This window comes from Bradyrhizobium daqingense (assembly GCF_021044685.1).
Lineage (GTDB): Bacteria > Pseudomonadota > Alphaproteobacteria > Rhizobiales > Xanthobacteraceae > Bradyrhizobium > Bradyrhizobium daqingense.
In genome coordinates, this window is record NZ_CP088014.1 from 3,161,965 (window position 1) to 3,183,995 (window position 22,031).

Below are 22,031 nucleotides of genomic sequence, written 5' to 3' on the forward strand. Positions count from 1 at the left end.
GTGGTGCGGGCCACAGTGGATTAGGACCGCGGGCGCGCTATATTGCCCCCAAACCGGGTGAGGGGCGCTATGGCCAAAATCAGGGTGGGACTCGTCGGCTGCGGCTTCGTGTCGGAGCTGCACATGTATGCGTTCCGGCGCGTCTATGGCGTGGACGTCGAGGTTGCGGCGGTGGCCGCGCGCGGCGATCATGTCGTCGACTTCGCCGCCCGCCATGGCATCCCGCGCGTCTATCGCAGTTTTGCCGACCTGATCGCGGACGGCGAGATAGATGTCGTGGACATCTGCACCCCGCCCAATCTCCATGCCGAGATGATCATTGGCGCCATGCAGGCCGGCAAGCATGTCATCTGCGAAAAGCCCTTTGCCGGCTATTTCGGACGCGAGGGCGATGCGCAGCCGATCGGCAAGCATGTGCCGAAGGCGCTGATGTATGAGCGCGTGCTGGAGGAGATGCACGCGACGCGCGCCGCGATCGAGGGCACCGGGAAGCTCTTCATGTATGCTGAGGACTGGGTCTACACGCCCGCGGTGACCAAGACCGCGGAGATCCTCAGAGCGACGAGGGACAAGATCCTGTTCATGAAGGGCGAGGAGAGCCACTCCGGATCGCACGCGGCCCACGCCGCGCAATGGGCCATGACCGGTGGCGGTTCGCTGATCCGCATGGGCTGTCATCCGCTCTCGGCCGTGCTGTATCTGAAACAGGTGGAAGCCAGGGCGCGCGGCGAGACCATCCGCGTCGCCAGCGTCACCTGCGATGTCGGCAACGTCACCGCGGGGCTGAAGCCCGAAGAGCGGACTTACATCAAAGCCAATCCGGTCGACGTCGAGGACTGGGGCACGCTCACCGCCACCTTCTCCGACGGCACCAAGGCGACCGTGTTCTCCGGCGACATGATCATGGGCGGGGTGCGCAATCTGATCGAGACCTATACGAGCGGCGGCTCGCTGTTCGCCAACATCACCCCGAACAACCATTTGATGACCTACCAGACCAGCGAGGAAAAGCTCGCGAGCGTCTACATCACCGAGAAGGTGGACCGCAAAACCGGCTGGCAATATGTCTGCCTCGAAGAGGAATGGACGCGCGGCTACTTGCAGGAGATCCAGGACTTCATGGAATGCGTGGCAACCGGCCGCCAGCCGCTGTCGGACCTCGCGCTGGCCTATGAGACGATCAAGGTGAACTACGCCGGCTATTGGGCGGCGGAGGAGGGGAGACGGGTGGTGTTGTAGGGGCTCTCTTACCCTCCCCTGGAGGCGCAGGGGAGGGTAAGAGCATCGTCGCCGCGCGCCGCCCTTCTACGCCCCGTAGGTCGATCCCTTTGGCAGCGGGAAGACCGGGTCCCTCGTACGGATGTTGGATGGCCACACCACCGAGATGTGCTCGCCGGCGTTCTGCATCACCACCGGTGTCGAGCGTTCGTTCTGCCCGGAGAGCGCCGTGCCGGGCGGGTAGAATTTTACGCCATAGCCCTGGATGGTGCCACCGGAGGGGATGTCGACGTCCAGCGCGGCCTTGCGGATGGCCTCGGGCTCGAAGCTGCCATACTTCTCCTTGGCAACCGGCAGCACATTGTTGAGCAGCACCCAGGTCTGATTGAAGCCCATCGAGCAGTGCGGCGGCACGTCGGTCGCGCCGGTCTTGGCCTTGTAGCGCGTGACCATTGCGTTGATCAGGTCGCCCATGCCGGGCGCGAGCTTGGCGGGATCGAGCAGCTGCGCCGGCACCGGATCGATGTTGCAGAAATTGTCGATGTCGGCGCCGAAGGTGGCGCGCAGCTTGTCGAGCTGGCTGTAGCCGGCGCCGGCGCCGAACAGCATCTTGAAACGCAGGCCGCTCTCGCGCGCCTGGCGCAGGAACAGGGTGATGTCGGGGTTGTAGCCGGCATGCGAGATCACGTCGGCCTTGGCCCGCTTGATCTTCGTCACCAGCACCGAGAGATCGGGCGCCGAGGCCGAGTAGCCCTCGCGCAGCACCACCGGGATGCCGGCCTCCTTGGCATAGGCCTCGTCGGCGGAGGCAACACCGACGCCGTAAGGGCCGTCCTCGTGGATCAACGCGACCTTGACCTCCTTCGGGTCCATGCCGAGCTTGGCTTTTGCGTGCTCGTTGATGAAGCTTGCGAAGGCCTGTCCGTACTGATCTGAATGAATCTGCGCGCGGAAGACGTATTGCAGGTTCTTGTCCTTGAACACGGCGGTCGAGACCGCGGTCGTGATCCAGAGGATCTTCTTCTGCTGCTCCACCTTGGCGGCGAGCGGCACGGCGTGCGAGCTCGCATAGACGCCGTTGAGGATGTCGACCTTTTCCTGGTTGATCAGCCGCTCGGCCTCGTTGATCGCGACATCAGGCTTGCTCTGGGAGTCGGCGGCGACAGGCACGATCTTGGTCTTGCCGCCGATCCCGCCTTTCTCGTTGACGAGATCGATGGCGATCTGCGCGCCGATCGAGGAGGCGACCGAACCACCGGCGGCGAACGGGCCGGTCAGATCGTAGACGACGCCGATGCGTAAGTTCTCGGCTTGCGCCTGGGCGCGTGTCCAATCGAGGCTGAGTGCGGCGGCGGCAGCCGCCGAGGTCTTCAGCAGCTGCCTGCGTGAAGTCGGCATCCTATCCTCCCTCTGAACAGTCATATGATCTTGCTTTTTGCGAAGTATGGAGAGGACGACGGCGGAAAGTCAACATCGCGAAAGTCGCGGGGGCGTCAGCCTCGTCGGCGAACGCAACTGCGAGATAAGGAGTGACGCAAGCGCTCACTGCTTCAAGCGGTGGGCTAGGTAATGCGCCGTCTTCCCGCCGGTTCGGGCAACCTGCTCCGGCTTACCCGCGGCGACGATGCGGCCGCCTTCGTCGCCGGCGCCGGGGCCGAGATCAATGATCCAGTCGCTGTGGGAGATGACGTCCATATCGTGCTCGACCACGATCACGCTGTTGCCGGAATCCACGATGCGATCGAGCTGGGCGATCAACCGCTCGACGTCCCTGGGATGCAGCCCGGTCGTCGGTTCGTCCAGGACATAGAGGGTGTGGCCGCGTTGCGGCCGCATCAGTTCGGTCGCGAGCTTGATGCGCTGGGCTTCGCCGCCGGACAATTCGGTCGCGGACTGCCCGAGCCGGATATAGCCGAGGCCGACCTCGCGGACGACCGACAACGAGCGGTTGAGCCCGGCATCATCGCGGAAAAAGTCGAAGGCCTCGTCGACGCGCATCGCCAGCACGTCCGCGATGGATTTGCCCCGGATCTTCACTTCCAGCGTCTTGTCGTTGTAGCGCGCACCCTTGCAGGTCGGGCACGGCGCATAGACGCTGGGCAGGAACAGTAGCTCGACGCATACGAAGCCTTCGCCCTCGCAGGTCGCACATCGGCCTTTGGCGACGTTGAACGAGAACCGTCCGGCATCGTAGCGGCGGGATTTTGCCTGCGGCGCCGCCGCGAACAGCTTCCGCACATGATCGAACAGTCCGGTATAGGTCGCAAGGTTGGAGCGCGGCGTGCGGCCGATCGGCTTCTGATCGACCACGACGAGCCGATCGACGAGATCGAGACCCGCAGCAATCTTTCCGCCCAATGTCGCGACCGCGGGAGCCAGGCTGTTGTCGTCGGAATCGGTTGCAAGCGTGTGGCCGAGATGCGCGGCCACGGTGTCGACCAGGAATTGACTGATCAGGCTCGATTTGCCCGAACCCGATACGCCGGTCACGCTGGCGATGACACCGAGGGGAATGTCGACGTCGAGGCCGCGAAGGTTGTTGCGGGTCACGCCTCGGACCTTGAGATGTCCCTCGGGCTCGCGACGGATCGTCGGCAGCGGCCGTCGCGGATGTGAGAGATAGGTGGCGGTCCGCGATTGCTCGACCTGGCCTAGCCCCTCTGGCGGCCCGCTGTAGAGGATGCGGCCGCCGTGCTCGCCGGCTTCAGGTCCGACGTCCACCAGCCAGTCGGCATGCCTGATCACCTCGATCTCGTGCTCGACCACGAAGATCGAATTGCCGGCGTGCTTCAAGCGATCGAGCGCCCGCAGCAGCGCCTCGGTGTCGGCGGGATGCAGGCCTGCCGACGGCTCGTCGAGCACGTAGACGACGCCGAACAGGTTCGAGCGGACCTGGGTCGCAAGGCGCAGCCGTTGCAGCTCGCCCGGCGACAGCGTCGGCGTGCTGCGTTCGCAAGCGAGGTAGCCGAGACCGAGGTCGAGCAGGACGGCGAGCCGCGCCGACAGATCCTCGCAGATGCGCCGCGCGACGACGGCCTTCTCCGACCTGTCTGCCGAGCTTTTTGCATATGGCTTGATCAGCTCCTGCAGCTCCTTGAGCGGCAGGTGCGACATCTCCGCGATGTTGAGGCTCGCGAACTTGACCTTGAGCGCCTCGGGTTTCAGCCGCGTGCCATGGCAGCTCGGACAATCCCGCGTGATCATGTACTGCGCGACGCGGCGCTTCATCATCGCGCTCTCGGACTTGGCGTAGGTCTGCATCACGTAGCGCTTGGCGCCGGTGAACGTGCCCTGATAGCTCGGCTCTTCCTTGCGGCGCAGGGCGCGCTTGACCTCGGCAGCGTCGTAACCGGCATAGACCGGAACCGTCGGCTGCTCCTCCGTAAACAGGATCCAGTCGCGGTCCTTCCTGGGCAGCTCGCGCCAGGGTTTGTCGACGTCGTAGCCCATCGTCGTCAGGATGTCGCGGAGGTTCTGGCCCTGCCAGGCGCTCGGCCAGGCCGCGATGGCACGCTCGCGGATCGTCTTGGTGTCGTCGGGCACCATCGACTTCTCGGTGACGTCGAGCATCCTGCCGATGCCGTGACAGGTCGGGCAGGCTCCCTCGGGCGTGTTCGGGGAGAACGCCTCCGCATAGAGCATCGGCTGTCCGCGCGGATAATCGCCGGCGCGGGAATAGAGCATCCTGAGCAGGTTCGAGATGGTCGTGACGCTGCCGACCGAGGACCGCGTCGTCGGTGCGCCGCGCTGCTGCTGGAGCGCCACGGCCGGCGGCAGGCCCTCGATGTCGTCGACTTCCGGGATTTGCATTTGGTGGAACAGGCGCCGCGCGTAGGGCGAGACCGATTCCAGATAGCGCCGCTGCGCCTCGGCGTAGATCGTTCCAAAGGCCAGCGAGGATTTCCCCGAGCCCGAGACGCCGGTAAAGATGACCAGCGCGTTGCGGGGAATACGTACGTCCACATTTCTGAGATTGTGCTCGCGCGCGCCGCGCACCCGGACGAAGCCGTCGTCCTGCATCAGGTTGTGAGATTGTTTCGCTCTGTCATCCATCTGGCTCCTCCAGCCTCCCACAGGAGGTAACGGCAGGATCGCAGGATGGGTCCCGAGATGCCAGCTGATCGCACCGGGTCAGTGCGTATGCAGCAGCGACGGATCGAGCGGACTGAGCCGGGCGGGATCGAATGGCGAGAGGTCGATCTGCGCGGTGCCATCGGCGATCAGTTGCGCGAGTGCTTCGCCGGTCGCGGGCGCGTTGAGGATGCCCCAGACATTGTGTCCGGTCGCAACATAGAGACCCTCGCTCAGCGGCACCTTGCCGATCAGCGGCAGGCCGTCCTCCGTCACCGGTCGGAAGCAGGCCTGTCGCGCGATGATCCTGTCGGGCCTGAACAGCGGCGACACCCGTTCGCTCATCGCTTGCAGCCGCGCGATCGCGCCTTGATCGGGCGTCACGGAAGCAGGATCGAGCGGCAGCGGCGCGATGTCGGAGAGCGCGGTGATATGTGTGCTGCCGTCGGCCCGTGGAAAAACCTCGATCGACACGGTGCTGCCGTCGTCCTCATGCTCGAGGAATAGCGCATCGGCCGGCACATCGGTGCCGGTGTCGTACACGATGCTTGGGCTGCGCTGGCCATAGACGGCGGGCAGGCTCATCCATTGCGCGGCGAGCAGCGACCAGGGGCCCATCGCGATGACGACGGCGTCCGCTGCAATGAAATTCGCATCGGTCTCGACGCCTTTCACCGCCACGCCGTCGGTATCGCGCGCGATCGCCGTGATGCGCCCGCGACGGAGCTGCGCGGCGTCCATCATGGCGGAGGTGAACTTGCGGGGATGGACGATCGCAGTCGTCTCGCGCGTGCCGATGCGCTGGGCGATGACGACGCCATCGGCGAGCCAGTCGAGCGAGCAGGGGCGATTCCGTCGCGCATCGCCATCGCCGACAACGAAACCGCTATAGGCGGTCATGGGGCGATGACCCCAATCGCCCGCGATCTCCCCGGCCAGTTCCGCATGAAGCGCAAAGCTGCGCCGCGCCAGCGCGTCGAGCGGCGTGCCGGCGCACCAGTCGCGCGCGAGGAAGCCGCCGGCCTTGCCCGACGCAGCCGCCGCCACCTCGGTGCTCTCGACGACGATGACGTCGATGCCGCGGCGCTGGAGAAACCAGGCAATGCAGGCCCCGATAACGCCGCCGCCGCAGATCACAACGCGCATGGTCTCTCCTGGACGTTCGATTTATGGCGAAAGGCCTATCCAAAAAATTCGGCGCCGGCGAGGCAGGCCGGCGCCGCTTGGTGATCCTGATCGTCTCGCTCAGCCCGGCCCGGCCCCCTGCGTTGCCGTGTAGACCGCGTAGAGCGACTGGCTCGCCGCCATGAACAGGCGGTTGCGCTTGGGGCCGCCGAAGCAGACGTTGCCGCAGACCTCAGGCAGTCGGATGCGGCCGAGCAGCTTGCCTTCCGGCGACCACACCGTCACGCCGCTGTAGCCGACCGCGCGGCCGGCATTGCTGGAGGCCCAGAGATTGCCGTTGACGTCGCAGCGCAGCCCGTCCGGTCCGCACTTCACGCCGTCGATCACGCAATCGGTGAACTTCTTGAAGTTGGTGAGCTTGTTGTCGCTGCCGACGTCGAACACGAAGATCTCGCCCTTGCCGCCGGGACCGGTGTCGCCCGGTCCCTTGCCGGTCGAGGCGACGTACAATTTCTTGTAGTCCGGCGAGAAGCACAGGCCGTTCGGATCGGGCACCTGGTCCTCGGTGACGACGAGATCGATGCGGCCGGTGGGATCGATGCGATAGCAGTTGGTCGGCAGTTCGCGCTTGCCCGGCACGAAGCCGGCCGGCTGGCCGATCCGCGGATTGAGCTTGCCGCTCGCATTGCTCGGACCGCCGGCAGCGTCGGGCTCGCCTTCGTAGAGCTGGCCGCCATAGGGCGGATCGGTGAACCAGTAGCTGCCGTCGGGATGCGCGGCGATGTCGTTCGGCGAGTTCAGCTTCTTGCCCTGATAGGAGTCGGCGAGCACGGTGGCGGTGCCGTCATGCTCGTAGCGCGTCACCCGCCGCGTTAGGTGTTCGCAGGAGAGCTGGCGGCCCTGGAAGTCGAACGAGTTGCCGTTGGAATTGTTCGAGGGCGTGCGGAATACGCTGACGCGGCCGTCGTCCTCGGTCCAGCGCATCTGCCGGTTGTTGGGAATGTCGCTCCATAGGAGGTAGCGGCCCTGCGCGCTCCACGCCGGGCCTTCGGCCCAGAGCAGTCCGGTGTAGAGACGCTTGATCGCGGTGTTGGGCTGCGCAAGATCGTCGAAGGACGGATCGACCGCGATGATGTCGGGGTCCCAGAAATAGGTCGTCGGCGCGCCGTTCGGGCTGAAATCGCGCGGCGGCGTGGTGATCGTCGTTGGCGGTGCGGCGGGTCCGGTCTGGGCCAGCGCAGCCCCGGCTCCGGCCATGCTGGCGGCACTGATTGCCAGCCCTTGGACGAGTGTTCGTCGTGAAAGCGCAGCATTCCGGTCATGCAGCTCTCCGTCACGAGCCTCTTGGCGTGTCATCGCGTCCTCCCGATCATGTTCGCTGACCGGTTGATCCGGTCGAGCCGCGCGAAAGGTTAGTCCGGTCCGATGACGGTTGCGAGGGGTGGAATCAAAACCGCTGCGCGATGACGGGCCGCAATTTCGTCACCTTCAAATGCGTTTGGATTGATGGGCGCTGACGGGGATCAAGCCGGAGCTCATTGTGCAAATTGTCGTCCTGATCATCCTGCTCGCGATTGCTTTTGCGGGCGGCTATTTCATGCGTGACCATGTCTCCCGCAAAAGGCGGGCAGAGGCACGCCGCTGGCGCGAATACGCCGAGCCGGATTGGCTCTCCGCCAACACGCCGGCCAACACCAACGAGATACCCAAGCCCGGCGCCGCCGCACCCGGCACCACGGGTGAGCTCGGCCAGATGCTGAACCGCTGGGAGAGCAGAGCCCGCGCCCGCCGCACCGGCACGGGATAGCCCCTTGCAGCACTAGGTCAGTTCTCCTGACCATCTTTTGGCGTTGCAGTTGCGGCTGTTTCTCGTCTAGAAACGGTCCGTACTGAGCCTTCTGGCAACCAACCGTCAACGGTTTTGGCCAAGGATTTGTGGCTCAAAAGGGTCTGGCAATGCTGATTCGCGGCCAAATCGATGGGATTTCGGGGAAGGTGGCTCTGGCCGCCGCCACGATCCCGGCCGCGCTGCCCACCCTCCTTCTTGGCGGGCTTCTTCTTAGCTGCCCCTGAGGGCCGGCTGGGCGCCACGCGCCTGGGCGCTCAGGGGTTGGTCGAGATCACCGGACACCTCAAGCGCCCAGACCCGTGAACGGCGCAAAAGCTCAAAAGGAAATTTGCGAATGGCCACCGTGAACAAGTCCGACAAGGACCGCGTCATCATTTTCGACACCACGCTGCGCGACGGCGAGCAGTGCCCCGGTGCCACCATGACCTTCGAGGAGAAGCTCGAGGTCGCCGAGCTCTTGGACGATATGGGCGTCGACGTGATCGAGGCCGGCTTCCCGATCACCTCGCAGGGTGACTTCGAAGCAGTGAGCGAGATCGCCCGCCGCTCCAAGAATTCCATCATCGCCGGCCTGTCCCGCGCGCATCCGGCCGACATCGACCGCTGCGCCGAAGCGGTGAAGTTCGCCAAGCGCGGCCGCGTCCACACCGTGATCGCGACCTCGCCGCTGCACATGCGGGTGAAGTTGAACAAGACGCCGGAAGAGGTGCTCGATACCTCGGTCGCCATGGTCGCGCGCGCCCGCAACCAGATCGACGACGTCGAATGGTCGGCGGAAGACGGCACCCGCAGTGAGATGGACTTCCTGTGCCGCATCGTCGAGGCCGTGATCAAGGCCGGTGCGACGACGGTGAACATCCCCGACACCGTCGGCTACACCGTGCCGGAAGAATACACCCACTTCATGAAGACGCTGATCGAGCGCGTGCCGAATTCGGACAAGGCCGTGTTCTCCGTGCACTGCCATAACGACCTTGGCATGGCCGTGGCGAACTCGCTGGCCGGCATCGTCGGCGGCGCGCGCCAGGTCGAGTGCACCATCAACGGCATCGGCGAGCGCGCCGGCAACGCTGCGCTCGAAGAGATCGTGATGGCGATCAACGTGCGCAACGACAAATTCCCCTACTGGAACAAGATCGACACCACGCAGCTCACCCGCGCCTCGAAGGTGGTGTCGGCCGCGACCTCGTTCCCCGTCCAGTACAACAAGGCCATCGTCGGCCGGAACGCCTTCGCCCATGAGAGCGGGATCCACCAGGACGGCGTGCTGAAGGACGCCTCCACCTACGAGATCATGCGGCCCGAGATGGTCGGCCTGAAGCAGTCCTCGCTGGTGCTCGGCAAGCATTCCGGCCGTCACGCCTTCGTGCACAAGCTGGAGGAGATGGGCTACAAGCTCGGCCCCAACCAGCTGGAAGACGCGTTCACGCGGATGAAGGCGCTGGCCGATCGCAAGAAGGACATCTACGACGAGGACATCGAGGCGCTGGTCGATGAGGAGATGGCAGCCTCGCACGACCGCATCAAGCTGACCTCGCTGACGGTGATCGCCGGCACCCACGGCCCGCAGCGCGCGACCATGAAGCTGGACGTCGAAGGGCAGATCAAGATCGAGGAAGCCGAGGGCAACGGTCCGGTCGACGCCGTGTTCAACTGCATCAAGCGCCTGGTGCCGCACGAGGCCAAGCTCGAGCTGTACCAGGTGCACGCGGTGACCGAAGGCACCGACGCGCAGGCCGAAGTCTCGGTGCGGCTGTCGCATGAGGGACGTGCGATGACGGCGCGCGCGGCGGATCCGGATACGCTGGTCGCCTCGGCCAAGGCCTATCTCGGCGCGCTCAACAAGATCGTCATGAAGCGTCAGCGCGACACGGTGACGACGGCTGCTGCGAGCTGACAAGCGAAGCTTGTCATTCCGGGACGGCTCCAAGAGCCGAACCCGGAATCTCGGGTCTGGTCCTGCGGACCATCCCGGAATGACGGCGGCTGTGGTGGTGAATAGCTGCCCTGCTAAGAGCCAATAGCGGCGGCGTGTGCGAGCCGCTATTGATGCAGCCAAGATGGGTGCCCCGCGTCGCCGGGCGGCCAAAATAATAGCAAGGGAGAGACTATGCGCAGCTTCGCGATCGCCGCGTCCATCGCGGTCCTGGCACTTGGCTTGACCGGGCCCGCACTGGCCCAATCACCGATCATCATCAAGTTCAGCCACGTCGTCGCCACCGACACGCCGAAGGGCAAGGGGGCGGAGAAGTTCAAGGAGCTCGCCGAGAAATACACCGGCGGTAAGGTCAAGGTCGAAGTCTATCCGAACTCGACGCTGTACAAGGACAAGGAAGAACTCGAGGCGCTGCAGCTCGGCAGCGTGCAGATGCTGGCGCCGTCCAACTCGAAGTTCGGCCCGCTCGGCATCCGCGAGTTCGAGGTGTTCGACCTGCCCTACATCCTTCCGGACCTGAAGACGCTGCGGAAGGTGACGGAAGGCCCGCTCGGCGCAAGGCTGCTCAAGCTGCTGGATGCCAAGGGCATCACCGGGCTTGCCTATTGGGACAACGGCTTCAGGCAGATGAGCGCCAACAAGAAGCTGGTGACGCCGGCCGACTATCAGGGCTTGAAGTTCCGCATCCAGTCCTCGCGCGTTCTGCAGGCCCAGTTCAAGGCGCTCAGCGCCCTGCCGCAGGTCATGGCGTTTTCGGAAGTCTACCAGGCACTCCAGACCGGCGTCGTCGACGGACAGGAGAACACCTGGTCGAACATCTACACCCAAAAGATGCACGAGGTGCAGAAGTACATCACCGAGACCAACCATGGTTACATCGGCTACGTCGTGATCGTGAACAAGAAGTTCTGGGACGAGCTGCCGGCCGATATCCGCGACCAGCTCTCCAAGGCGATGAAGGAGGCGACCGCCTTCAGCAACGCGCAGTCGCAAAAGGAGAACGACGACGCGCTCGCCGAGATCAAGAAGAGCGGCAAGAGCGAGATCATCAAGCTCACGCCGGAGCAGGACGAGGCGCTGCGCAAGGCGATGGAGCCGGCCTACAAGGATGCGGCAGGCCGCGTCGGCCAGCAACTGATCGACGAGTTCCTGAAGGAAGCCAAGAGCACCACGAACTGATCCAACGGACCATGAACGAAGGCTTCCGTGCGGGCTGCACGGAAGCCTTTTTGTTGCGAGTGATTTCCGATTGCGGCAGGAGGTAAAAATCGGCCTTACATCTTCGTAACAACGCGCTCCCTGTCCAAGTTGTAAGTTGCGCGTCAGCCGCGGCGCGCTCATCCTCAGGGACCCTTCCAGAGGAGGTCTGTATGAGGAAGTTCACCATCGCAGCCATCGCCGTGCTCAGCATCGCCGGCTCGGGCGCGGTCTATGCTCAATATCATCGGCCGTGGATGGAGCACGTCCGTCACATCCGCATCAACCCGGAAGATCGCGCCGCCTTCGTCGACGCGCGGATCGCCGCCGTCCATGCCGGGCTGAAGCTCAACGCCGACCAGGAGAAGCTGTGGCCGCCGGTCGAGGCCGCCGTGCGCGATTTCGCCAAGCTGCGCATCGACCGCGCCAATGCGCGGATGAATGCCGGCCCGGGCGATGCCAACAAGCCTGATGATCCGATCGCCCGCCTGCGCCAGCGCGCCGAGGACATGGGCGCCAGCTCCGCGGCCCTGAAGAAGATCGCCGATGCCGCCGACCCGCTCTACAAGACGCTGGACGAGGGCCAGAAGCGGCGGCTCGCCGTGCTGACCCGCCACCGCGGCCCGTTCGGCGGCGGCGGCGGGGACGGTCCGCGCCGCCATTTCATGGAACGCGGCATGGATCGCATGATGGAGCGCGGCATGGACGACCATTTCCACCGCGACCGTTTTGACCGCGACAGCGGCCCGGACCGGGACCGCGAGGGCCGGCTCTGAGCGGGGGCGGTTTGGCGGGGGGAACCCCGAGATTAACCTTGGCGAAGCCGCTGGAATCCAGCGGCTTTTCGCTTCTCTGGACTTGTGGACGAACCCTTGGAAAACTTCCGTCCCATCGCTTGCCAGACCCGGATCGCTTTGCTAAACGACCGGCCTCGCAAGGCATTGACCGCCTTTCGGGCGCATAGCTCAGTTGGTAGAGCAGCTGACTCTTAATCAGCGGGTCCCAGGTTCGAGCCCTGGTGCGCCCACCAAGCTTTCAAAGACTTGGCCAGACCTCGCGCAGAACGGGCCTTTCAGTTGGGAGGTCAGTTGGGGATTTTTGTTCGATTTCCGTGCTCGTCGACACTGCCGTCCGCTCAACAAATTGGGTGGCGGGATGGCTGCACGTACCGCAGCGGCAATCTCATTCCCGGCGGCGTGGAGCGCTCTCTCACGCAGAAGCCTTGGCGACCGGTGAACGCCTACACCTGCAACCGTCCATATCCCAAATCCTCGCTTTTTTCCTCTCCGTAGACCGCGCTCAGCTTCTTGATCGCTGATTCCGCGAGTTCAACGCGACCCCCGAAGGTCGTGTGCGTCGAGTATCTGCCGCACCGTCGCCATGGAGTGCCCGGTAACCGCGGCGATCTCGGGCACCGAGCAATTCGACTTTTAGGCACATGACTTTCGCCGCATCGAAAGTCTGCTGCAGTACAGGAGGCCACAGATCCGGCCGTCGATCGTTTAGTCAATCGTCTGTGACGGGCCTATGGGTTCAGATGCGGAATGTGCAGCGGCGGACTCGTGCTCCAGTCGCAACATGCCGGCTAGCCGCCGGCACGCATTGTCAGGGACAGCAGAAGCGCTTAGTAAGCGAGGTTTGGTACCAGGTCGGTGCCGTGTCCGCCCAGCCACGCTCTTTTGCGTCGATCAACCGCGACGGGGGCAGCCGCCCTCTAGAGGCCACGATCACCGCAGCGAAATAGGCATCGGCATTCCAGCAACCGTTGACGCCACCGGCAATCTGCGCGCGTTCAAGCGTACAGACGACCATGCTCACGGTAGACGTCGTTGTCGACAAGGCCTGAAGAGCCGCCTCGTTCGGGTTTTTCGATTACGTCTGGAACGATTACGCCGCTGCCTAACCGAAGAGCCCCTTGTCCCAATAGGGCTCAGGACCGAACCGTGCGAGAAGCCAATCGAGAAAGACACGAACCTTCGGCGCGAGCTCGCGTGAGCTAGGATAAAGGGCCCAGAGCGTCTGTGTGGATACCAGCGGATAATCTCGAAGTATTGGAACAAGTTTTCCAGATCGAAGCTCGTCAGCGGCGCACCAAGTCGCCATCAGTGCAATGCCTAATCCGGCGCACGCCGCATCGCGTACCGCGCTGCCGTCGTTGATACGAAGCGCTGGCGTAACTCGTTTTATGATCGGCTCTCCTTGCGGTGTTGAAAATGTCCAAACATCCAGGGTGCCAACGACCAAGCAGTCATGAGCCTCGAGATCACTCGGAAGATCGGGGTGGCCGCGACGTTCAAGATAATCGGGAGCGGCAACGACAACACGCCGATCAGGGGCGAGCCGCCGCGCCACGAATGAAGAGTCACTGAGCTCAGTATATCGAACGGCAACATCGAATGCCCCTTCAACCAGATCGACGACGCTGTCGGAGATGCGCATGTCGAGCTTGAGGTCCGGATACCGATCCATAAAGTCCGGCAGGCCTGGCACGATATGCATTCGTGCGAATGAGGAGGGGGCTGCGATCCGAAGCGTCCCGCGTGGTGATGTCTGCTCGCGGCCCAAGGCCGCGCGAGCAGACGCTGCCGCGTCCAGTACATTCTCAGCATGAGGTAGGAATGCCCAGCCATCCTCCGTCAGCGTCGCGTGCCGAGTCGTACGGTGCAAGAGGCGTGCTCCAAGGCGCTTCTCAAAAGCTGAGAGTCTCGCGCTCGCCGTAGCTGGAGTGATATTCAGATCGCGAGCGGCGGCGCTAATGCTATCCAACCGAGCGATGCGCACGAATAGGTTAAGGTCGTCGAGATCCATCTCTGTCCATTGAGGTCTCCATTTTGACACCACTCGGGGTGGCAATACGGGCGGCTCACTTTCAAAAAATCATTGAAGAAGCTTCAGTCTTTGGCCGGGTACCAATTCCATTCTTTGTAAGCCAAATAGACTTCAGCAACAAGGTGTCCTGAGATGAGCGACAAAATGAAAGCGGCCGTTCTAAGCAGGTTTGGAGACAGCGGCGCGTTCGACTTGCGGGAGGTTCCGGTCCTTGCAGTAGGGCCTCGCGAGGTCCGCGTGCGTGTACACGCGACCGCCATCAATCCCCTCGACTACCAAATCCGTCGCGGCGATTACGCGGAATATGTCCGGCTTCCCGCGATTATCGGGCACGACGTCTCGGGCGTCGTCGAAGAAGTCGGATCTCATGTGACAGAGTTCGCCGTTGGCGACGAGGTCTATTACACGCCCAAGATATTCGGCGGCGCGGGCTCCTATGCCGAGCAACACGTCGCCGATGTATCCCTCGTAGGGCGCAAGCCAAAGAACATCAGCCATCTGGAGGCAGCGAGTTTGACGCTCGTGGGCGGAACGGTTTGGGAGGCGTTTGTTACCAGGGCTCAGCTCGGGGTCGGCGAGACCGTCTTGATCCATGGCGGCGCAGGCGGCGTCGGTAGCATCGCGATCCAGGTTGCGAAGGCGATCGGTGCGAGGGTGATAACGACTGCCAGCCCCCACAACGACGACTTCGTACGCGGCCTGGGGGCAAATGAGGTGATTCACTACGGCTTGGAAGACTACGTTGATGGCGTCTCGAAGCTCACTCAAGGAAGAGGGGTGAACGTCGTATTCGATACGATCGGCGGTGACGCACTGACGAAAAGCCCTTTGGTCCTTGCCGACTTCGGACGTGTCGTCAGTATCGTCGACATCAAGCAGCCGCAAAACCTCATAGAGGCCTGGGGCAAGAATGCAGCTTACCACTTTGTCTTCACGCGCCAGAATAGAGGCAAGCTGGATGCTCTCACCAATCTTGTTGAACGTGGTCTCGTGAAGCCGGTCATCGGCGCGGTGCTCCCTCTGACTCGAATAGGCGAGGCGCACGACTTGTTGGAGAACGGAAGCTCTCGCGGACTGCGCGGCAAGGTTGCGATCGACGTCGCCGGTGAAACCGTCTCCCTTCCTTCGCAACGCTGAAACCTCCCGTATTAAGACCGCAGTGTCGGGAGGAGGAGTCTACGAAAAGGCGGGCGTTCGAGAGCCAGGTCCACGTAAAGATCGTATTCTGTCGCAACTGTAGGAATACCTCGTGGACATCGAGGACCTTCGAATTTTCATTGAAGTCGCCGGCGCCGGAGGAATAACAACCGCTGCGCGGCGGCTTGGCGTGGCCAAGTCGTTGGTCAGTCGAAGGCTTGCACGTCTTGAAGCAGATCTCGGGATACAACTACTTTCGCGGACGACCCGCGGTGCTGCCATAACAGAAGCCGGTGCCATATTCCGCGATCACGCAGCAAAGATCTGTGCCCAAGTTGACGAAGCCAGGGAAACGCTCTCGCCAAACGGCGACCTCCGCGGTTGCTTTCCGCATTACGGCCCCGCTCACACTCGGTTCGACGCATTTCGCCCCTGTACTCGCGTCTTTAGCTCAGCGCCACCCACAACTTCACATTCAGGCTAGTTTTACCGATCAATTTGTTGACCTGATTGCGGAAGGGCTCGACTGCGCAATCCGGGTTGGTCACCTCGCGAACTCCAATTTGCTTGCCAGACGAGTGGGGTGGATCTCCGCAAAATATGTAGCGAGCCCGAACTACATTTTGAAACACGGTTCGCCTGCAACACCAGAAGAGTTCGTCACACACGAAGTTGCTATGCAAGGAACCAAGACATGGCTGGCAATGGATGGTGACAAGATCGTTACTCTGAAACCGCAGGGGCGATTCGTGGCCGACAATGCCGTCGCTCTGGTATCCGCGGCGCTCGCTGGGATAGGTCTCGCTGGCGTTCCGGAAGCGCTTATTAAGGAGCATTTGGCGTCTGGAGCGTTGGTCCCAGTGATGACGCAGTATCCCTCTCCTGACCTGGGCATCTATGTGATCCGACCGCCCGGACAGTATCCCGCACGCAAGGTGAGAGTTCTCACAGAGATGCTGATCGAATGTTTTGGGCGCCCCAGCCGAGTTGATTAAATAGGCGCCTCAACCGATGTAGTGGGCCACCCGGCAAACTGAGTGCCGTGCCCCGTGTGGCACTCGCTAAGGAGCGCGTGCTTCCGCTGCGAATACGACGAATCATGGACGTGATGCGATCGGTCGGCAGATGGTAGGTCTTCGTCTAAGTCGGGTTCAATCGAGGCACTAAATGTCGCGCCTTAACGTACGGCCGAACCGTTTTGCGTGGCCTCGTCTGGGAGGTCGTCAAAGCGCTGGGACCGCCGTCGGAGTCGGAGGCTGCTCGGATGATGTATTCTCACGCAGGAAAGCTCGCAAACGGTTTCGATGAGACCGCATGGTTCATTCTCCGGTTTCGTGAGGACAAGCTCGTGTTGATGCAGGGTGGCAAGACCACGACGAATTGAAGTGGCTGCGATCCGCGTTCATGCTTCCCAGCGTGATGCGAGCGAGTGACCCTCGCTCCCGCACGACCCCCATCACATGCCCCAGCTTCTCCACTAGCTTTGGCGAAAGCAAGCCAAGGGCACTTGGTCATCAACTTTGGCTTCGATGCCCCCGAAGCAACGGCTGAACTGACCCAAGGTCAGAGCAGCCGGGATTAAAAGTTCGACGTTTGCGGATGCGATTGAATCCGTCTGTCGCCTCATGTGGCAAGGGTAGATCGGACCTGCCCAAGGGGTCCAAAATGATGCGATTGACCCGAAGCAGAAGCGTCTTATGCGCTGCTTGACGCCACAACAATGATCTATCTAAGATTGTACGACGTCCGATGTTGTACCGCACCTGAAAGAGCTAAAAGGGGTAGCGACATGATGCGCAGAGCGACTTGCCATTGCGGACAGCTAAGTCTAAGCGTCGAGGGTGAACCCGCATTAGTCTCTGCTTGCAACTGCACTCGGTGTCAAAGACGCTCGGGAAGCGCATTTGCTCTTACGTCCCGATGGAACAAGAACCAACTAACGGAGCGCTCTGGTGACAGCGCAACGTATGCTCGCAAAGGCGCGTCAGGCGGGAACGTCGAATGCGTTTTCTGCCCCCAATGTGGCTCGACCGTGAGTACAGTTCTTGAGCTCTTGCCCGACCATATTGGCATTCCAGTTGGATGTTTCGCTGATCCGACGTTTCCTGGACCCAAGATAGCCGCTTGGTGCGACTCGAAGCTTGAATGGGTTCAATTCCCTCGGGGAGCGCTCCTGCTGCGCGACCAAAGTCGGCCCATGGAAACCCAATAAGTACTGAGTTCACGCGCGTGGCTGTTTCCGCTTCTGGCCCGTAGCCGACAGTCCAGCAATGTCCGCTATCGCGCCGGGATTGGCGGAGCAGCGGGCACCGGGAGCTGCGGAACGGAACGCTCCGATCCAGCGAGGATGCGATCCTAAGCGCGCTTACTCTTCATCCTCATCGTCGTCGTCCTCGTCGTCTTCCTCCTCCACCTGCACCAGCGTCGCCAGCGGCAGCGTCTCGCGGAACAGATCGCCTTCCATGCCCATCCAGAGGCAGAGCACCTCGTCTCCCTTGACCTCCGCCACCGTGAGCGGCTGGCCGCCGGATTTCAGCATCACGACATCGCCGGCTTTCAATTCCATGGATTGTCCTTCCGATTTGATCGAGCCGGACGAGGCTAACAGGCAGTCATGACAGCGTGATCACCGATGGCTGGCATCGGTCTACAGCGTGGACCGTCCAAATTCTGGCGCGATATCAACGCTTGACGGCGAGGATCGGTGTCGTCTTGATCGGGCTGCAAGCGTCGTTGAAGAGACCGACCACGGAGGTCACGACCGGGACATGGCAGGCGAAGCTGTCTGGACGATAGGCCTCTCGGAGGCCGTCCATGTGGAATGTCGCGAGGTTCATGAAGGCGTTGAGCCGCCTGGCTTGAAAGTCAAGCGCGGTCTGAATGCGGTCGCGATCGACCGGTGATGACATCTTGCCTGCGGGCCTCGCGTCGGGGTTCGCGGCCCAGGAGCGCACCGGCGCCAGTTTCTCGTGCAGATTGCGAAGACAATAGTGCATCACCACCAGCTGATGCTTCGCGCTGAACCAGTGAATCGTGACGGACTCGTTTGACCCGGCCTTTTCCCGGTTCTTCGGGCAAATATCGACATAGGAATGGGGCGGATCCCAATTATACCCGGCCACCGAGCACGCATTCTCGGCGGGCACGCGCGGGGTGGCCGTCGCGGCGCCTTTCGGAGGCGCGAATTGCGGCAAGTTATGATCGCAATCGAAGTCGAAGGCCCGGAGCAGTGCCTGGTCGAGCGGGTCACTGGTCGGAGTTTGCTGCTCATACGGATTGAGCCTGAAATGCGTCGCCCAATCGATGTGCATCTGCGCCTTGCGCGCCAGCAACTCGCTCGTCTCGAACAAGGCCAGTTGGGCCTCTTCGTAGCCCTTCAGATTTTCCAGAGCGCTCTTGACGGCGAGAGCTTGTTCGTCGGAGTCGGCGCGATCATCGAGTACGATCGTATAGTCGGAAAACAACTGCTGTTGCAGGGCCTGAACCTTGGAAAACTTCGTTGCGATGGTGTCGAACGCCTCCGCCGCGGTCTGCATGTTCTCCTTGGCGTGCGCGCTCACCTTCTCCCGATAGGAGTTCAGATACTGGAAGTAGCCGACGAGGAGGCTGCTCAGCACCGTCACCAGCGAGAGGCCCTTGACGAGGGTCAATCGGCGATCGAATTGCGTCAACCACCTCAGTGGCCCGGTCCGAGAGTACGCGCGCGCTGCTTCCTTGTTCTGCTCCATGGTGCCTCCAACCCACCCCGCGCCATCGCAGCGAGCGTACCGCAATCCCCGATTGCGGATTGTGAAGCATTTCACTTCAGGTGAGGCGGGGGGTCGTCGGGTATCGGGCAGGCACGACCAGACGGGGATCGCGACCAGGCGCGGTCGCACCCTCCCGACGATGCCATAGTACCCCTGTTTTGCCCGACGGATCAGAGATTTTTCGCAAAATCCGTAAGCCTTTGATTTTGCAGCAGCGCGCTACTGTGCATGGGGTTGTTTTCGCGGCTTCGTTTTGCGCCCCGGTTACGGCCGGTCGGGCAACAGCTCGGTCAGCGAGCGGATGATGCGGTCGGGCTTCACCGTCGAGCCCTCGGGCAGGCCGTCGCCATGCACGTCGATCCAGATCGAATAGATTCCGAGGCGCTGCGGCGTCACGACTTCCCATTCGAGATTGTCGCCGATCATCCAGGTGTCCTTGGCGGTGACGCCGAGCGCCTCCATCGCGTGCAGATAGGCGCGCTCCTCGGGCTTGCCGAAGCCGTGCTCGCCCTCGATCTGGATGTGGTGGAAGCGGTGCGCGAGCTCGAAGCGCTCGACCTTGGCGCGCTGGGTGTCGGCGGCGCCATTGGTCACCAGTGCCAGCTTGACGCCGAGCGCCTTCAACTTGTCGATCGCATCATGCGCGCCGGGGAAGACGAACATCTCCTCCTCGCGATAGGCGGTGAAGCGATCGGCGAGGCGGATGGCGAGGTCGTCGGGCAGGGCGCGGTGACCGGCCGCGGCGAGCGCGGCAAAGCCGCCCTTGACGGTGAGGTGGCGGGCCTCGGCGAGCTTCAGCCGCCATGCCGCTTCCGCATTGGCCCAGAAGTTTCGCGCAAAGGCGAGCACCGCGGTTGCGACCAGCGGCGGTGGCAGCGGCGCCAGCTCGTCCGCGAACTCGGCCGTGATCGTGTTCCAGGCGATCTCGGGCCGGCCATAGGCCGACAGGATGGTATCGTCCATGTCGATCAGCATGGCGCGGGGGAGGGGCATCATCGTGGTCACGGCCATTTCACCTCCGGCGGCAGCGACGACAGGATCGAATCCACATTGCCGCCGGTCTTCAGCCCGAAGATGGTGCCGCGGTCGTAAAGCAGGTTGAACTCGACATAGCGTCCGCGCCGGATCAATTGCTCCTCGCGATCCGCAGTGGTCCAGGCGCTGGCGAAATTGCGCCGGACGATCTCGGGATAGATCTTCAGGAAGGCGCGGCCGACGTCCTGGGTGAAGGACAGGTCGGCATCCCAGTCGCCGCTATCGTGCCAGTCGTAGAAGATGCCGCCGATGCCGCGCGCCTCCTGGCGGTGCGGCAGGTAGAAATACTCGTCGCACCATTTCTTGTATTTGTCGTAATCGGCAACGCCGTTCGGCTGCGCGCAGGCGTCCTTCATTGCGGCGTGGAAGGCGACGCTGTCGACATCCTCCTGCGTCCGCCGTCGCGCCAGCACCGGCGTCAGGTCGGCGCCACCGCCGAACCAGGCTTTGGTGGTGACGACGAAGCGCGTGTTCATGTGCACGGCAGGGACGTGCGGATTGCGCATGTGGGCGATCAGCGAGACGCCGGAGGCCCAGAACTTCGGATCGTCCGCGGCGCCCGGAATCTGCGCGCGGAATTCGGGGGCGAACTCGCCGTGCACGGTTGAGCAATGCACGCCGACCTTCTCGAACAGGCGGCCCGACATCATCGACATCACGCCGCCACCGCCGGCCGCGCCGGTATGATCGGTGCGCTGCCAGGGCGTGCGCTTGAAGCGGCCGGCCTCGCCCGGATAGAGGTTTTGCGGCGCGTCGGCCTCCAGCCGCTCGAAGCTCGCGCAGATGTCGTCGCGCAAGCGCTCGAACCAGGCGCGGGCGCGGGCCTTGCGGTCGTCGATCAGCGTCGGGTCCATCGTGGATGCCATGCGTCAGCCCTGCGGACCGTAATAGGTGCAGCTCTCGTTGCAACTGTCGCGGTGGATGCTGACGCGGGTGAGCTTGCCGACATGCGCGAGCCGCTCCCAGACGAAGCGCGAGAGGTTTTCCAGCGTCGGTGTACCCAGCGCCTCGATCTTGTTGAGGTACTTGTGATCCAGAACCAGGCGCACGTCCTCGATGGCGCGCTGGAGCAGGCCGAGATCGACCACCATGCCGGTCTCGGGGTCCGGCGTGCCGCGCACCGTCACCTCGGCGCGGAAGGAGTGGCCGTGGATCTCTTCGCTCGCCGCCCCGAACGTCGTGCCCGAGAGCGAGTGCGCCGCTTCGAAGCGGAACGATTTCGTCAATTCCCACATCTGTTCGAAAACCAATCCTATCTGATGCCGAGCGACTTGTGCGTCTGCACGCTCAGCCGCCATTGCGGGTGGCGCAGGCAATAGTCGATCGCGCGTGCGGTGTTCTGGATGACCTCGGGTCCGTCCATCGGCTGCAGCGAGAAGCGCTCGAAGGCCAGATCCTCGAACGCCTCGGGTGCCGCCAGCGCCTGTGGATACACCAGCTTCAGCTCGTGGCCGCGCCGCTGCACGAGCTCGCTGCCGCCCTTGGGGCTGACGCAGATCCAGTCGAGGCCATCAGGGGCTGCGATCGTGCCGTTGGTCTCGACCCCGATCTCGAAGCCACGGGCGTGCAGCGCCTCGATCAGGGCGGCATCGACCTGGAGCAGCGGCTCGCCGCCGGTCAGCACCACGTAGCGGTTGGCGGCGGTCCCTGTCCATTGCGAGGCGATGGTGTCGGCGAGTTCCGCGGCCGAGGCGTAGCGGCCGCCGAGCGTGCCGTCGGTTCCGACGAAATCGGTGTCGCAGAACTTGCAGGTCGCCTCGGCTCGGTCCGCCTCGCGGCCGCTCCAGAGGTTGCAGCCGGCAAAACGGCAGAACACCGACGCGCGCCCGGCATGGGCGCCTTCGCCTTGCAGGGTCAGGAAGATTTCCTTGACCGCGTAACTCAC

At 63.1% G+C, this 22,031-nt stretch carries 19 protein-coding genes, 1 tRNA gene and 1 pseudogene; 9 read left to right on the forward strand and 12 right to left on the reverse strand.

The features are described 5' to 3' along the window. Nucleotides 1-69 precede the first annotated feature (69 nt). Complete coding sequence (locus LPJ38_RS15105) at nucleotides 70-1,239, forward strand: Gfo/Idh/MocA family oxidoreductase (RefSeq protein ID WP_145636841.1); 1,170 nt, start codon at nucleotides 70-72, stop codon at nucleotides 1,237-1,239. 66 nt (nucleotides 1,240-1,305) lie between these two features. Here the strand turns inward: LPJ38_RS15105 and LPJ38_RS15110 are convergent, their stop codons facing one another. From LPJ38_RS15110 to LPJ38_RS15125, 4 genes are all read right to left on the reverse strand, one after another. After that, complete coding sequence (locus LPJ38_RS15110; RefSeq protein ID WP_145636842.1) at nucleotides 1,306-2,616, reverse strand: ABC transporter substrate-binding protein; 1,311 nt, start codon at nucleotides 2,614-2,616, stop codon at nucleotides 1,306-1,308. Nucleotides 2,617-2,760: 144 nt separating this feature from the next. After that, complete coding sequence (uvrA, locus tag LPJ38_RS15115; protein WP_145636845.1) at nucleotides 2,761-5,271, reverse strand: excinuclease ABC subunit UvrA; 2,511 nt, start codon at nucleotides 5,269-5,271, stop codon at nucleotides 2,761-2,763. Between the two features lie 78 nt (nucleotides 5,272-5,349). Then, complete coding sequence (locus LPJ38_RS15120; RefSeq protein ID WP_145636848.1) at nucleotides 5,350-6,435, reverse strand: NAD(P)/FAD-dependent oxidoreductase; 1,086 nt, start codon at nucleotides 6,433-6,435, stop codon at nucleotides 5,350-5,352. A gap of 99 nt (nucleotides 6,436-6,534) precedes the next feature. Continuing rightward, nucleotides 6,535-7,770, reverse strand: coding sequence for an SMP-30/gluconolactonase/LRE family protein (locus LPJ38_RS15125; protein ID WP_145636851.1), 1,236 nt, complete (start codon nucleotides 7,768-7,770; stop codon nucleotides 6,535-6,537). Between the two features lie 181 nt (nucleotides 7,771-7,951). Here LPJ38_RS15125 and LPJ38_RS15130 point away from each other — a divergent pair, with 181 nt between their 5' ends. From LPJ38_RS15130 to LPJ38_RS15150, 5 genes are all read left to right on the forward strand, one after another. Next, nucleotides 7,952-8,221 carry a hypothetical protein gene (locus LPJ38_RS15130; protein WP_145636854.1) on the forward strand — a complete coding sequence of 90 codons (270 nt, stop codon included), beginning with the start codon at nucleotides 7,952-7,954 and terminating at the stop codon, nucleotides 8,219-8,221. Nucleotides 8,222-8,597: 376 nt separating this feature from the next. Beyond that, the gene (locus LPJ38_RS15135) at nucleotides 8,598-10,160 is read left to right on the forward strand and encodes a 2-isopropylmalate synthase (protein WP_145636858.1); all 1,563 of its coding nucleotides are present in this window, start codon (nucleotides 8,598-8,600) and stop codon (nucleotides 10,158-10,160) included. 213 nt (nucleotides 10,161-10,373) lie between these two features. Next, nucleotides 10,374-11,378 carry a TRAP transporter substrate-binding protein gene (locus tag LPJ38_RS15140; protein ID WP_145636861.1) on the forward strand — a complete coding sequence of 335 codons (1,005 nt, stop codon included), beginning with the start codon at nucleotides 10,374-10,376 and terminating at the stop codon, nucleotides 11,376-11,378. 191 nt (nucleotides 11,379-11,569) lie between these two features. Continuing rightward, entirely contained in the window at nucleotides 11,570-12,172 is a 603-nt protein-coding gene (locus tag LPJ38_RS15145) for a Spy/CpxP family protein refolding chaperone (protein WP_145636864.1), read from the forward strand. A 178-nt stretch (nucleotides 12,173-12,350) separates the two neighbouring features. Then, nucleotides 12,351-12,426, forward strand: a tRNA-Lys gene (locus LPJ38_RS15150). A gap of 575 nt (nucleotides 12,427-13,001) precedes the next feature. On the opposite strand, the gene LPJ38_RS15155 is transcribed toward LPJ38_RS15150, so the two are convergent. Both LPJ38_RS15155 and LPJ38_RS15160 read right to left on the reverse strand, forming a co-directional pair. Then, nucleotides 13,002-13,214, reverse strand: a complete 213-nt coding sequence (locus LPJ38_RS15155; RefSeq protein WP_145636868.1) for a hypothetical protein — start codon at nucleotides 13,212-13,214, stop codon at nucleotides 13,002-13,004. Nucleotides 13,215-13,295: 81 nt separating this feature from the next. Continuing rightward, entirely contained in the window at nucleotides 13,296-14,204 is a 909-nt protein-coding gene (locus LPJ38_RS15160) for a LysR family transcriptional regulator (protein WP_145636871.1), read from the reverse strand. A 153-nt stretch (nucleotides 14,205-14,357) separates the two neighbouring features. Here LPJ38_RS15160 and LPJ38_RS15165 point away from each other — a divergent pair, with 153 nt between their 5' ends. The 3 genes and pseudogenes from LPJ38_RS15165 to LPJ38_RS38290 all read left to right on the forward strand — a co-directional run bounded on the left by LPJ38_RS15165 (nucleotide 14,358) and on the right by LPJ38_RS38290 (nucleotide 17,574). Further along, a complete protein-coding gene (locus LPJ38_RS15165; protein ID WP_145636875.1) occupies nucleotides 14,358-15,362 on the forward strand; it encodes a zinc-dependent alcohol dehydrogenase family protein in 1,005 nt (334 codons plus the stop codon). Nucleotides 15,363-15,474: 112 nt separating this feature from the next. Then, nucleotides 15,475-16,357: pseudogene (locus LPJ38_RS15170) on the forward strand (LysR family transcriptional regulator). A 797-nt stretch (nucleotides 16,358-17,154) separates the two neighbouring features. After that, a complete protein-coding gene (locus LPJ38_RS38290) occupies nucleotides 17,155-17,574 on the forward strand; it encodes a GFA family protein (protein WP_430640291.1) in 420 nt (139 codons plus the stop codon). Nucleotides 17,575-17,727: 153 nt separating this feature from the next. Here the strand turns inward: LPJ38_RS38290 and LPJ38_RS15175 are convergent, their stop codons facing one another. The 6 genes from LPJ38_RS15175 to queE all read right to left on the reverse strand — a co-directional run bounded on the left by LPJ38_RS15175 (nucleotide 17,728) and on the right by queE (nucleotide 22,031). Beyond that, nucleotides 17,728-17,928 (reverse strand): YodC family protein, encoded by a 201-nt coding sequence (locus LPJ38_RS15175; protein ID WP_145636881.1) that lies wholly within the window; start codon nucleotides 17,926-17,928, stop codon nucleotides 17,728-17,730. A gap of 115 nt (nucleotides 17,929-18,043) precedes the next feature. Further along, nucleotides 18,044-19,090: a hypothetical protein gene (locus tag LPJ38_RS15180; protein ID WP_145636884.1), complete on the reverse strand. Its 1,047-nt coding sequence runs from the start codon at nucleotides 19,088-19,090 to the stop codon at nucleotides 18,044-18,046. Between the two features lie 285 nt (nucleotides 19,091-19,375). Next, nucleotides 19,376-20,122, reverse strand: coding sequence for an HAD family hydrolase (locus tag LPJ38_RS15185; protein WP_145636887.1), 747 nt, complete (start codon nucleotides 20,120-20,122; stop codon nucleotides 19,376-19,378). Beyond that, nucleotides 20,113-21,000, reverse strand: coding sequence for an oxygen-dependent coproporphyrinogen oxidase (gene hemF / locus LPJ38_RS15190; protein ID WP_404438550.1), 888 nt, complete (start codon nucleotides 20,998-21,000; stop codon nucleotides 20,113-20,115). The genes LPJ38_RS15185 and hemF overlap by 10 nt, the downstream gene beginning before the upstream one ends. 15 nt (nucleotides 21,001-21,015) lie before the next feature. Continuing rightward, nucleotides 21,016-21,381 carry a 6-pyruvoyl trahydropterin synthase family protein gene (locus LPJ38_RS15195; RefSeq protein WP_145637230.1) on the reverse strand — a complete coding sequence of 122 codons (366 nt, stop codon included), beginning with the start codon at nucleotides 21,379-21,381 and terminating at the stop codon, nucleotides 21,016-21,018. A 17-nt stretch (nucleotides 21,382-21,398) separates the two neighbouring features. Further along, nucleotides 21,399-22,031 (reverse strand): 7-carboxy-7-deazaguanine synthase, encoded by a 633-nt coding sequence (gene queE / locus LPJ38_RS15200; protein WP_145636890.1) that lies wholly within the window; start codon nucleotides 22,029-22,031, stop codon nucleotides 21,399-21,401.